Consider the following 13,397-nt stretch of genomic DNA (forward strand, 5'->3'; position numbering starts at 1 on the left):
TCTATGAATATTAAATCAGAAGCTCAAAGCCAAAAAATTAGACGTACTATCTGTATTGGATTGGGTGGAACAGGAAAAGATGTCTTAATGCGTATTCGTCGCTTAATTGTTGATAAATATGGTAGTTTAGATGCGCTACCTGTAGTTAGTTTTGTTCATATAGATACGGATAAAGCTAGTAGTAATGTTACAGGATTGCGGACAGGAAATTTTTATCACGGGGTTGATTTACGTTTTAGTAATGCAGAGAAGGTTGCAGCAACAATGAGCAGAAATGAAGTTGGCAACTTTCAGGGAGAAATGAAACGTAAATCGAGTAATTACGAAGGTTCACCAGGGGTTTATAAAAACATCGAATGTTGGTTTCCACCACAGCTATTAGGGGATTTAAAAGCAATTGATGAAGGGGCACAAGGAATTAGACCTGTAGGAAGATTAGCCTTTTTTCATAATCATCGTAAGATTAAAACCGCTATAGAAACAGCAGAGAAAAAAACCATAGGACATGAAAGTAGATTAATTCAACAGGGATTGCTTGTTGATAACAAACTCAGCATTTTTGTAGTTGGTTCTTTGTGTGGCGGTACGGGTAGCGGAATATTTTTAGATACCGCTTATTATTTGCAGAGAATGTATGGCGATCGCGAGGCACAAATCAGTGGTTATTTAGTAATTAGTCCCGAACTTTATGGTAATACTCCGAGTATGAATGCTAATGCCTATGCTGCACTCAAAGAGTTAAATTATTATGCCACTGCGGGAACTAATTTTAAAGCTTATTACGATTTACACAATCTTCAGTATGTAGAAGAATCTCGTCCACCTTTTGATTATGTTTATTTAATATCTAATCGTACTAATAGTGATTATCGCATCTTAGAAAAAAGTAAACTGTGTAATATTATTGCTCATAAAATAAATCTTGTTTTCGCAGGAGAATTATCTTCAGCAGTTACCGCAGATCGGGATAACTATTTAGAGCATTTCATTGAATTAGATAAACACCCTCGTCCTAACGTACAACGTTATTTAACCTTTGGATTAGCCAAAATATATTTTCCTCGTGATATTGCCGTACAGGTATCTTTAAATCGAATCAAAATTAAATTAGTCAAATATTGGTTGCAGGGAGAAGGACAAAGCCCAGATGCCAAAATACTCCTAGAAAGGTTTTTAAATCAATGGTATACAGAGGGCGATCGCTCTGAGGGATTAATTAACAAACTGCGTCAAGCAGCTACTGATAGTAATAAGACTTTTAGTAATGCTTTAAGTAGCTGGCGTAATGGTTTAGAAAATAGTATTGCTGAATGCGAAACTAAAGACGATCGCGAGAATTTAATTACTCAATTATCTAGAGAGATTCGCGAACAATTTCGTAAAGTTCAGCCAGGAGAAAGCGATAGTAACCGTGGGGTTTGGCTGACTAATATAAAACAAGCCCGTGAGGTTATTACTCAAGAATTAACTAAAGATATTACTCGGTTTTTAAGCGAACTACTTCATCCTAATCAGTCTTATTTTTCATTGGGTAATACTCGCTCTTGGCTAGAAGCTTTGACTACCGAATTAAATCAATCCTATCGCAATCTTGAAGAAAGAGTAAACAGCAACAGTAAAATTCACAGTCTCGAAGAGATTGAAAGAAAATGGCTAGATGCTGCCAAAACTATTGAAGATATTGAAAGTAAAGGAGGCTTGTTACCATTTAATAAAAAGAAAAAAAATAGTCAAATTCAAGAAGAAGCTAAACGCATCGTCGCAGAGGTTAATAAATTAATCAAGCATAATTTTGATTTTGTTTTAACCCGTGAAACTTTAGAAATTGTTAAAACTCTTCAGCACTACGTTAACGACTTAACTACTAAAACTAGTAATTTTTATAACCTGCTGAACAATATTCAACTGGCTTACAAAAAAACCGAAACCGAACTCAAACAACTAAACGTCGATGAAATGAGTGGGGAGGCAATCTTTGCTGATGCTGATACTGATGATTGCTATCAAAGTCTTTTACCCGATCGCGATCGCGCTACACAGCTAGCATTAGTAACAACTAAAATTACTGAAAAGATAGGCTTGGAAGAATCTTTAGCTACTTGTCTGGATGCGGGTTTGATTGACGAAACCCAATTAATCGAAGAAATTAATTTAATTGTCGATGGCTTATTTGGTTCACGCAGTTTAGATAGTGTACAGTCTGCGGTTAAACGCTTTTTAGAAAACTATTCTTTAAGCGATCGTGCAACTCGTCTCGAACAAATATGGAGAGAAGCCGAACCTTTATTACCTCTAAATATTAACGATCCTTACTTCGATCCAATTCCAGAAAGTAAAATTCAGATTAGTATCGGCTTTAAGGACACCGATAACCGTGAGGTTGCTCAATTTAAACATATTCTATCCAACGATATAGGGATATCCAAAGATAAAAAAGAGTTTAAGCCAATACAAGCCGAAGATGAAATCATATTTGTTCGCCACTACGGTGCTTTTCCCTTACGGCTAATTCAAGGCTTAGAACAAATGCGGAGACATTACCTAAACCAGAGAAGTTATGGTAAAAGTTTTCTACACAATGACTATCGCATCATGTTTACGGATATTGTTCCTCCAGATGCGCGGGAAATGAAACAGCTACAGGATATTTTTTATCCCTCTCTAGCATTTGGCTTACTTCCCTATAACCAGCAAACGGGTTTACATGAACTGCAATATTACGATCGCCTGCGAGATACCCGTCAAATTAATACCCTCAGTCGGGTTTGGGATGAGGCTTTAGAACAACTGGCAAATGTTAAAGATATGGCGGTAGCTTTGAATCAAGAATTAGATAAAGCGATCGACGATATTACCAACAACCCAAATAAATGGGAATCACATTATTTACCTAAGCTGCGAGAATTTGTAGCTTTAGTTGATGAGTTACCCCAAGACGATCCTAATTACCTATATAAAGAAATAGTCGTCGGTACGAGAGAAACCTTAGATACCAAAGCACAGGAAGGAATTATTAATCGTTTCTGGCGACGGATGGAAGAAAAGTTTAATCAGCAACTACAAGCAAAAATCCCCCCTTCTTTTTTCGATCAAAACCAACAAAAGTTATCAGGAACAACTTCTACTATAAATAACAGCCAAACACCAACTAAAGTTACCGAAGATTTAGTGATTGCTGAATCCTTACCAAATCATAATGCGGTTTTGGATGCAGAAATTGATGATAGCAATCTATTAAATGATAATACACAAATCGTAACCAAACTAGCACAACTAAGACAATTGAAGGATGCAGGAGTAATTACAGAAGAAGCATTTAAACTCAAGGAAAAAGAAATATTAGACTCATATTTTTAAACCTAATTACTCAACTAGAAACAGCAAATTACTACTGCCCTAAAACTTATGCTGAATATTTTAAATATTTTCCCACCTTCTTTAATGTTGCTGACGGTTATTTTAGTAATATTACCCACAGTTATGGCAATATTATTACGTCACTCTCTTTATCGTTATTTGATAAGTTCAGCGAATAAAGTATCGAGGCTATTAAGCTACGAAAGCAGAGGCAAGCAACCACAAATTGTCGAAAACTTAGAAGCTAGATTTAAACAAGCAAGCCAGAAGCTAGAACAAGTAAATACTATTGCCTTAATCGATGGTTTATACAGTCAGGAAAGATTAAACTTTTTAGGTATATCTCTACGTTGCGAACAGTGGGATTATTTTTGTCAGACATTACCCAATTTATTATTAGCTTTTGGTTTATTAGGAACTTTTTTTGGTATTAGTTCCAATTTATATAATCTCAGTCAAACCATTAATCAAAGTACTACAGATATTGATAATTTAGTGGCACAATTACAAATACCATTACAAAATATGGGAATTGCCTTTTCAACTAGTTTAGCTGCAATATTATGTAGTTCTATTTTGATTGTAGTTAATCTACGCTACAATACCAACTTCGCTAAATCTCTCTTAATTAGTTCTTTAGAAGACTATCTTGATAATATTTTTAAGGTCAAGGTTCAGGGTGATACTCGTTTAGATAAAGCTGTCGATCGCATGGTCAAACAACAGCAAGAATTTTTGGAAAGATTTCACGATAAGGTAGGACAAGTGTTAGAAACTACTATTGGTAATGCTGCTCATAAAATGGTAGCTGCCAATCAAGGTTTTCAAAATAATGTTGACAGTATGGTTAACAGGTTTAACGATATATCTAGTTCTATGGCTACAAGTACTGATAGCTTTCAAGCATCTGCTTTTAGCCTCAAAGAACAAATGCAAACTGTCACTAAAATAATACCTAAGTTTGAAACCGCAGCTAATAAAATTGAATTTAGTTCTCAAAAATATTTACAAGGTGCAGAAAAAATAGAAGCCAGTAAATTTTCCGAACATTTAGAAAGTCTTACTGCTGAGTTAGCTATCACGCAAAAAGCTTTTTCTCAGTCTACAGCTTTCTTAGGGAATCAGGTATATAAAATGAGCGAAAATCATCAGCAAGCAACTGAATTAGCTCAACAAGTTTACACTCAGTTACAAATTACTTCTAATCAATTACAAGAGAGTGCGGTAGGTTTTATCGAAGCAGCCGAAACATTTAAACAAAGTGACTTTGCCGATAAATTAACTACTGCCACCAACGAACTAGTAACTATTCCCCAACAATTTAACCAATCAACCGCTATTTTACATCAATCTACTGATGCTATAGGTAGAGCAATTGATAATATTAATATCTTCACTCAAGAAACTAATAGTTTAATCGCACAAGTAAATAACCTTAGTCACAAATCTGGTGAATTACTAGAAAGAAGCGATCGCAATATCCAGCAACAAATCGGCAGCTTTAATAATATCCAATCCGAATTAAGTAGTATAGTAACAACCTTAGAACAACATAAACAACAAGTTAATACTAGTTTTATTAACTTTGGAGAAAGAATATTTACAAGCTTTAAGAAACAAACAGATAGTAATCTTGTAGAACTACAAAAATTAACATTTGGAATTAATAATAATCTTAATTCTTTGCAACAAACTCAAATAGAAACAGCGAAACTAATAAATATCTTAGAAAACTATAAAAAAAACTTCCAATCAATAAACTCTAACTTATTTAACTTAGCCAGCACTTCAGAACAACAAAGGAAAGAAGTAAATTCAAATCTAAATGGTATTGGGATAATGAGCGATCGCCTATTAACTAGTTTTGAACAACGTTCTCAAAACAATATCAAAGAAATTCACAGTTTAATTACAGAATTTAAACAAATAATAAATCAAATAGATAACATACCCTCAGAAATGGGAAAACTTATTAACGCGATTGAGAAAGCTGAAAAACAAATAAATTTAGATATCAATTAATAGCTTTTTTAAGTTGTTTTTCTATATCTCTGTCCTTAGTCAAGGATAAATGTGAAAAAAATATGTCTAGACGTTCTCTATATACATCCCCAAGCCAAACCGAATCCAATAGCATTTTCCAATCATTTACTGACTTAATCTCTAATGCTTTTATGATTCTATGTTTATTACTATTACTAGTATTATTTCAGTCTCAAAAGCTCAATCAAGACCTTAAACAAGCCAATGAAAGGTTACAATCAGCATCACCAATTGTCATAGATGAAAGTTCAGGAAAATTTAAGTTTAAATCAGGAAGCGCCGAGTTGAATCCACAGCTTAAAAACTATATATCCACTGAAATTAGTCCAAATATTCAAAAGATTTTGAAAGAAAGAGAAATTAATTTTATTCAGGTAATTGGACATACCGATGGTGAAGGTATTAATCAAAAAAGTAATCTTGATAAAAGTTTAGAAATAGTCGCCCAAGGATCGCAACCAGTTAGTAAGTTATCAGCAGGTTCAAATGCTGATTTAGGACTAATGCGAGCTTTAGCAGTAGTGCAACAATTACAAAAAACAGGATTAAAAAACGTTGAATTTAGAGCCTATTCTGCTGCACAACTATATTTATCTTCAGGAAATTTAGCATCAATAGATCGTAAGCCAGATGAAACTAGACGCAGGATCGAAATTCGTTTTATTCCTCCTGGTCAATCAAAATAAACTATACAAAAGCTTGACTTTTACCCAGGACGAAGTAATAATCTACTTCCGTTTGCTTTGTTCCAGTCTCTCAAACTACCTTTGGGCCAAAATTAACTATTAATTATACACCTCGAATTAAGATTGGATACTTAATAAATTCAATCTTGGAATAATAGCGGAGCGAGTACATACAAATTATTTTTGTATTTCTTGCAAATTTTGCAAACCTAGTAATTCTTGAGGAGATGCTAATAGCTTGATTTTGGCTGTAGTGATTTGACCCTCCAAATTCAGAGTAAAGTACCAGGCTGCGTTGACGCTAAAAAGAGCGGTTTTAACCTTTCCTAATACCTTATATATTTCAAAATCAGCTTCAGTCTCACAGATCCCTTGTTTAGGTAGTAACTTCATTCCTTTAGCTTCTTTAGTTAAATAAGCTGCAATTTTTTCTCTACCCACTAATGGTTTTTCAAAGGGTGCTAGCAATTCCCCTGCTTCGGCAAATAAGGATGCGGTTATTTCAAACTCTTCTTGATTGATAGTTGCGAAGTAATCAAGCAGAGCTGATTCTGTTATCCCTTCGATGGTTAAAGAATGCTTTGTTTTAAAATAGGTCATAAAGCTGGTATTTGAGGTAACTTTAAATAAAACTTAGATTACAACTATGTGCGATCGCTTCTATCTAAAGATTTATTATTATTTATTAACTTTGTCTATTTGCGCCTGGGATTTTTAAATGTGGAAACACTTAAACAATAGTCAGTTAGTTCGCTACCTGCTATTATTTGCAATCGCTTGGGTATTCGTGCAGGTTCTAGCATACTTTGAAACCGTATTAATAATCTTTATTTTCGCAGCAATACTGGCGTTTTTACTCAACTATCCTGTTATTTGGGTATCTCGCTTCATGCCCCGATGGTTGGCGGTTATTCTCGTATTTTTGCTCACGCTGCTAATCTTAGGTATTTTAACAGCAACAGTGGGATTGACTATTATTTCACAGATACAGCAATTGCTCGAACAAGCCCCCCAACTTTTAGATAGTGCAATCGCCTTCCTCAAAAATTTACCTTTTGTGCGGAGTGAGAATATTACTATCGATTTTAATACTTTTGAAGCACAGTTACGCGAACAAGCTCTTAATCTACTCAGTACGGGACTAGCTACGATTCAAAACCTGCTATTAAGTCTATTCGATCTAGTTTTGATAATTGTTGTCGCTTTTTTCATGTTGCTAGATGGGAAGCCTTTATGGAACTTTGTCCTTCGCGTCATTCCTCGAGATCTACGGTCAGAGTTTACAGTTACCGTTTCTAAAAACTTTCTGGGCTTTTTTTGGGGTAGATTGCTACTGTCGATTTTCTTTGGAACGTCGGCTTTTTTAGTGTTTATCCTCTTAGGAGTTCCCTATGCTTTGACATTAGCAGCGATCGCTGGTATCTTCGATCTAATTCCTGGTATTGGTGCGACTTTAGGCATTGGTTTAATTTGTCTAATTATCTTACCTCAAGGAATTTTGCTTAGTCTCAAAGTATTAGTTGGCTGTATTTTGCTTCAACAGGTTGAGGAAAATCTGCTAATGCCTAGAATTATGCAGGGTTCGGTTAACATGAATCCAGTTGTCATGTTCTTAGCGTTGTTAATCGGTGCTAGAGTCGCTGGATTAGTCGGTGTGTTTTTATCAATTCCGATTGCAGGAGTATTGATTAGTCTTTTAGATATCGATGAAATGCGTAGTGAAGACGCAAACTAGTAGTACGTCTAGATTAATTTATTGGGTATTAAAAATTATTTTGGGCCCCCTAACCTTTCTCGCGCATTCACGGTTAAACCGCACCGAGGCCCTTGCGCCTTTCGTCGGCGCGGTGAGACAGTTGCGGTGGGCGGGTTCCCCGACATAAGCAAACTGTTGAACCCTTTAGGGGGTCGCTCGCCAAGCTTGGGAGAATCAACTTAGGATTTTAGCCTAGATGTGCTACTAGAGACGATAAAGTAAAGACTGGCTTTAGCTTCTTACAGTAGTTTTCATGCTTAATAGACTACGTTGTTGATTAACAAGTTTTTAGCTAAGAACAGAATTTTGTACGTCATACATCAAACCACCAACGCCTAGGCATAAATTTTACAGGCAAATGAGAAATAATAGCAATAATCTATGATATTCTATGAAGCAATAAACTGAAAAACTAGACTCAAAAACATTAGTACCGCTGTGCAAAAGTCACATTGTGCTAAAGCATACACCTTCGGATATCCTGCGGGAAGAGGAAAAGTCAAAAGTAATCACTAGCACCAAGTCACCCCGTCACCTCTGCTTTTAATGACAATCAATCAAAAATATTATTCAAATAGAACTAGAGCGCGGTTGTTACTTATAGCAGGTTTGTTATTAGGAAGTTTTATTCTGTGGCTCAGTTTTGTAGCCAGTATTGCCTGGGGTGCAGCCAATATTCCTTTTATTGATATATATCAAGCATTTACTGCCTTTGATGGTTCGACCAATCATCTGATTATTCGTACAGTACGCATACCGCGATCGCTCATTGCCATGCTAGTTGGTGCGTCGTTAGCCGTTGCAGGAGCGATTATGCAAGGACTTACACGAAATCCTTTAGCATCCCCTGATATTTTGGGAATTAATGCAGGGGCAGCTTTAGCGGTAGTGATAGGGACGTTTATCTTCGGCAGTAGTTCTTTAACTATCTATGCCTGGTATGCTTTTGCAGGAGCGGCTATTAGTGCGATCGCCGTATATTTTCTAGGTTCTCTTGGTCGTGGAGGATTGACTCCTTTTAACCTGACTATAGCTGGTGCAGCACTAACGGCATTTATCTCTTCTGTTATGAGTGGTATTTTAATTCTTAGCCAGCGTACTCTAGCAGAAATTAGGTTTTGGCTAGCTGGTTCGGTAGCAGGTAGGGACATGAATCTGCTGCTGCAAGTATTACCGTATATCTGCATTGGCTCGATCTTAGCGATCGCTCTTAGCAAACAAATTACCCTACTCAGTTTGGGGGAAGACACGGCTAGGAGTTTAGGACAGTCTACCGTATTAATCAAAATACTCGCTGCTGTTAGTATTATTTTACTAGCTGGGGCGAGTGTGGCGATCGCAGGACCAATTAGCTTTGTCGGTTTGATTGTTCCTCATCTAGTTCGTTTCTTAGTCGGCGTTGATTATCGCTGGATTTTGCCATACTCAGCAATTTTAGGCGCGATCGTTATGTTAGTTGCCGATATTTGTGGTCGGTTAGTGATTCAGCCCAGCGAGTTACCTGTAGGTTTGGTAATGCCTTTAATTGGCGCACCCTTCTTTATTTATTTGATTAGGTGGAAGATGAAGCGATGATGGGGACTGGGAGACTGGAAGACTGGGGGACTGGGAGATGAAGATTAAAACTCACGAGGATTTGGAAGTGTATCAAATAGCATTCCAGGCTGCTATGGAAATTTTTAAGTTGTCAAAAACGTTTCCTTGTGAAGAGAAATATTCACTTACAGAGCAGATTCGTCGTTCATCTCGTTCGGTGTGCGCTAATCTCGATGGACGACACAAGCTTCCGAGGTCTCCTCGGAAGTCGCGCCCTCCAGAGGCTTGGCGAAAAAGAAGATACAAGGCTGCATTTATAGCTAAACTTAGCGATTCTGAAGCCGTCCTAAAGGACGACGCGAAGGACGCGCCTCCAGGCGCTAATCCTTTAGGGCATATGCCGTGGCATACCGCTTCGCATAAAGCAGCAGAAGTACAGGTCTGGCTTAAATTCGCTGTTGAATGTGGTTACTTAGAGATTGATGTCGGTAGAAATGTCTACAAAGACTATAACCGTATATTAGGAAGCCTAGTCAACATAGCAAACAACCCCGATAAATGGATTTTGTAATCTTATCCAGTCACCTAGTCCCCAAGTCTCCCCGTCCCCCTCACAAACCAATGACCAAACAATGGCTAATCATTCGCCCTCAAGTCTTACCAATATCGTTCCGATGCGATCGCCGAGTGCCAGGAATTTTCTTGATTCTTACTCTGATAACTATAGTTGCAATGGTAATTAGCATTGGCTATGGTGAGTATCCAATTTCACCTTTAGATGTAGTTAAGACTTTATTGGGTTTGCAAACATCTAATGGAGATTATGCGTTTATTATTAACACGCTGCGTTTACCGCGAACTATCGTAGCTTTTTTAGTTGGGGTGGGACTAGCGATCGCGGGAACGATTACTCAAGGCATCACTCGTAACCCTCTAGCTGCTCCAGAAATTATTGGAGTGAATGCAGGGGGAGCTTTAGCTGCGGTTACTTTACTGATTTTACTGCCCAATGCTCCGGTATATCTACTTCCCTTTGCTGCTTTTGGTGGTGCGTTGATAGTGTCATTATTAATCTACCTGTTAGCTTGGCAGGGGGGTAGTTCGCCAGTCAGACTTATTTTAGTCGGCATTGGTTTTAGTTTAATTGCTGATGCTTTGACTGAAATTATGATTACCTTTGGCGATATCGATAGTGTTTCTCAGGCTTTAGTTTGGCTAGCAGGTAGTGTTTACGGACGTTCTTGGTCGCAGGTGTTTTCCTTGATTCCCTGGATTGTTATTTTTAGCTTAATGGCATTATTGCTAACTAGAGAATTAAATACTTTAAACCTGGGAGACGAAGTTGCTCGCGGGTTGGGTAGTCAGGTTGAGTGGCAGCGAGGTTTATTACTTTTAACCAGTGTAGCTTTAGCAGGGGCTTCGGTAGCGACAGCAGGTGCAGTTGGTTTTGTCGGCTTGATGGCACCTCACTTGGGAAGACAGTTAGTTGGAGCTTCCCATGAAGGACTATTGCCCGTCTCGGCGATGATGGGTGGAATGTTAGTGGTAATTGCCGATTTGTTAGGAAGAGTATTGTTTGCACCTCTAGAACTTCCCTGTGGCATTATCACCGCAGCCATAGGTGCGCCATATTTCGTGTATTTGTTAATTCAAAGTCGCCAAAGATGAACCAAAATTCACATCCAGTCTATCGCTTAGAAACCAAACAGCTTAGCCTCGCTTATGATGGTGCGCCGATAATTCGTAATTTGAATTTAGCAATTCCCGCCCAAAAAATTACCGTGCTGGTAGGTGCTAACGGTTGTGGCAAGTCTACCCTATTGCGAGGACTAGCCAGACTATTAAAACCTAAGTCAGGCATGGCTTATCTCGATGGAAAAGCAATTTCTCAACTCAAGGCAAAAACTGTAGCCCAAAAGCTGGGAATGCTGCCCCAAAGTCCTGTTGCGCCAGAAGGATTAACGGTGCGAGATTTGGTAGCTATGGGTCGTTATCCCTATCAAAGCTGGTTACAGCAGTGGTCAACTGAAGATGAATCACAGGTAGCCAAAGCCTTGGAAATCACCACTATGACCGAATTAGCAGATCGCTCTTTAGATAGTCTTTCTGGGGGACAAAGACAACGAGCCTGGATTGCGATGGTATTAGCTCAAGATACGGATATTTTATTGTTAGACGAACCGACAACTTTTTTGGATTTATCTCATCAGGTGGAATTATTAGATTTATTGGCTGAACTTCAAGAAAACCAAGGAAAAACGATCGTCATGATTCTGCATGACCTCAACCTTTCTTGTCGCTATGCTGATTATTTGGTAGCAGTACAGCAGGGTAAGGTATACGCTACAGGGACTCCAGAACAGGTAATGACTGAATCAATGGTGCGAGATGTATTTAATTTAGAATGCCGTATCGTCCCCGATCCTTTGGCAGATACTCCTATGTGCATTCCAATGGGGCGTAAGGTTAAAGTGAGAGAACCTGAATTGAATCAGCAGCGAAAATTGAATTAAATAGAAGTGCGCAAGTACAAAGGTGTAGTTTAGTTTTAATCAAGACGATCGCTCTTTAGTTTAGAATCGGCAAAAGCGCGATCGCCTATTTTTAATTAGTTTGATACAATACTCACCACGCGTTTATCTTGGCGGGAATAAACAGTAAGTAGCGAATGATGAAAAATTGGAAAAATTTATCTCAAGAACTAGTAAATGGGGTGGCGCAGCTGTTTCCTGATGCTATTTTTTATCAAAAAACTACTCAAAAGGTAGTGGCGTTAACTATCGATGATGCACCCTGTCCGCAAGATCTAGGCGATTGTGGCACGCGCATAATTCTGGAGGCGATCGCTAAACATAACCAAAAATATAGTTATCTAGAGCCAGCTAGAGTCACTTTTTTTATTATCAGTAGCCATCTCAGTCCAAATTCGCAGATTATCGCTGAAATTATGGCTCATGGTCATGAAATAGCTAATCATGGCGTAATTGATGAAACTCATGCTTTATTAACTCCCCAACAGTTTGAACAACAGTTAAAAGAAGCCCATGAAAAACTATTAGAACTTACGGGTAATGATGGAATTCGTTGGTATCGTCCAGGGAGAGGTTTCTATAACCAAACTATGTTAAAAGCGATCGCCAATTTAACCGCAGCCGACAATTACGATCTTCAACTAGTACTCGCTTCAATGATTCCCTTCGATACTTTCGATCTAACTAATCATCCTTGGTTGACAGCAATGTATGCCAAACAAATGATTTTTCCTGGAGCAATTTTAGTCTTTCATGCCAATTCAATTAAGGTAGCGAACAATACGGCGATCGCAGTAACAACTATTCTCGAAGATTTAAGGCAAAGAGGCTATCGTATCATCACAGTTAGCCAACTCTTAGATCATAGCTTTTAGAAGCATACCCAAGATGTTTTGGACTACCATATGCGAACGTACCGACACTAATTGTTACGCAATACAGTCTGCGGCTTCTGCCAGACTAGCTAAAATCGATACGATAACCCATACCCAAAAAGCATACCACTTTTACTTTTAATATTTAATCCACGCTAGATGTTGGAAAACAAAATTGCTCGATATTGACAACTGCTTCACCATGATCGGGAATCCAAGCTGCCCACTCCCAATTAGATATTTGACAAAGCAGCAAAGCTTCGTCTTCACAGTAAGGGCTGAATGATTCTAATAACTGTACCCATGTATCTGGCTGCGGCTGTGGCGTACCAGTTTTGGTTTCGGTTCTATTTAAAGGGACTGAACACCATTGAACTTGGGATTTTGACCCAACAGGTTTTTGTATAGTCATTTTATTATGTATTTGGTTCGTTGAACAGAGAATAAAAAATATTTCTGTATATAATGTTACTAAATAACAGCTTTTTCAATCAAGTCAACGTTTCATAACTTAACTAAATTACCAATCTCAATGCACCGCAGGATTCTTTTGCTCGACATGGCGTTAGATCGAGATACATTAGCGTTATCACCAAGCCCATCGCAAATACTT

11 protein-coding genes are annotated in these 13,397 nt (G+C 37.9%); 9 read left to right on the plus strand and 2 right to left on the minus strand.

Annotated elements, in window-relative coordinates; translation table 11 throughout:
* Nucleotides 1-3: 3 nt before the first annotated feature.
* From V6C71_21880 to V6C71_21890, 3 genes are all read left to right on the plus strand, one after another.
* Complete coding sequence (locus tag V6C71_21880; protein ID HEY9771108.1) at nucleotides 4-3,357, plus strand: tubulin-like doman-containing protein; 3,354 nt, start codon at nucleotides 4-6, stop codon at nucleotides 3,355-3,357.
* A 48-nt stretch (nucleotides 3,358-3,405) separates the two neighbouring features.
* On the plus strand, nucleotides 3,406-5,379 hold the full coding sequence (locus tag V6C71_21885) for a hypothetical protein (GenBank protein HEY9771109.1): 1,974 nt from the start codon (nucleotides 3,406-3,408) through the stop codon (nucleotides 5,377-5,379).
* A gap of 62 nt (nucleotides 5,380-5,441) precedes the next feature.
* Nucleotides 5,442-6,086 (plus strand): hypothetical protein, encoded by a 645-nt coding sequence (locus V6C71_21890; protein HEY9771110.1) that lies wholly within the window; start codon nucleotides 5,442-5,444, stop codon nucleotides 6,084-6,086.
* Nucleotides 6,087-6,263: 177 nt separating this feature from the next.
* Here the strand turns inward: V6C71_21890 and V6C71_21895 are convergent, their stop codons facing one another.
* Nucleotides 6,264-6,686 (minus strand): nuclear transport factor 2 family protein, encoded by a 423-nt coding sequence (locus tag V6C71_21895; GenBank protein HEY9771111.1) that lies wholly within the window; start codon nucleotides 6,684-6,686, stop codon nucleotides 6,264-6,266.
* A 118-nt stretch (nucleotides 6,687-6,804) separates the two neighbouring features.
* On the opposite strand from V6C71_21895, the gene V6C71_21900 reads away from it, so the two are divergent.
* The 6 genes from V6C71_21900 to V6C71_21925 all read left to right on the plus strand — a co-directional run bounded on the left by V6C71_21900 (nucleotide 6,805) and on the right by V6C71_21925 (nucleotide 12,784).
* Nucleotides 6,805-7,821 carry an AI-2E family transporter gene (locus V6C71_21900; protein HEY9771112.1) on the plus strand — a complete coding sequence of 339 codons (1,017 nt, stop codon included), beginning with the start codon at nucleotides 6,805-6,807 and terminating at the stop codon, nucleotides 7,819-7,821.
* A 567-nt stretch (nucleotides 7,822-8,388) separates the two neighbouring features.
* Nucleotides 8,389-9,417 (plus strand): iron ABC transporter permease, encoded by a 1,029-nt coding sequence (locus tag V6C71_21905; protein ID HEY9771113.1) that lies wholly within the window; start codon nucleotides 8,389-8,391, stop codon nucleotides 9,415-9,417.
* Nucleotides 9,418-9,454: 37 nt separating this feature from the next.
* Nucleotides 9,455-9,949 (plus strand): four helix bundle protein, encoded by a 495-nt coding sequence (locus tag V6C71_21910; protein ID HEY9771114.1) that lies wholly within the window; start codon nucleotides 9,455-9,457, stop codon nucleotides 9,947-9,949.
* Nucleotides 9,937-11,046 carry an iron ABC transporter permease gene (locus tag V6C71_21915; protein ID HEY9771115.1) on the plus strand — a complete coding sequence of 370 codons (1,110 nt, stop codon included), beginning with the start codon at nucleotides 9,937-9,939 and terminating at the stop codon, nucleotides 11,044-11,046. The genes V6C71_21910 and V6C71_21915 overlap by 13 nt, the downstream gene beginning before the upstream one ends.
* A complete protein-coding gene (locus tag V6C71_21920) occupies nucleotides 11,043-11,891 on the plus strand; it encodes an ABC transporter ATP-binding protein (GenBank protein ID HEY9771116.1) in 849 nt (282 codons plus the stop codon). The genes V6C71_21915 and V6C71_21920 overlap by 4 nt, the downstream gene beginning before the upstream one ends.
* Nucleotides 11,892-12,046: 155 nt before the next feature.
* Nucleotides 12,047-12,784, plus strand: coding sequence for a polysaccharide deacetylase family protein (locus V6C71_21925; protein HEY9771117.1), 738 nt, complete (start codon nucleotides 12,047-12,049; stop codon nucleotides 12,782-12,784).
* A 145-nt stretch (nucleotides 12,785-12,929) separates the two neighbouring features.
* Here V6C71_21925 and V6C71_21930 read toward each other — a convergent pair whose 3' ends face one another.
* Entirely contained in the window at nucleotides 12,930-13,196 is a 267-nt protein-coding gene (locus V6C71_21930) for a hypothetical protein (GenBank protein ID HEY9771118.1), read from the minus strand.
* Nucleotides 13,197-13,397: the final 201 nt, after the last annotated feature.

It is taken from the genome of Coleofasciculaceae cyanobacterium (assembly GCA_036703275.1).
In the GTDB taxonomy this organism is placed as follows: domain Bacteria; phylum Cyanobacteriota; class Cyanobacteriia; order Cyanobacteriales; family Xenococcaceae; genus Waterburya.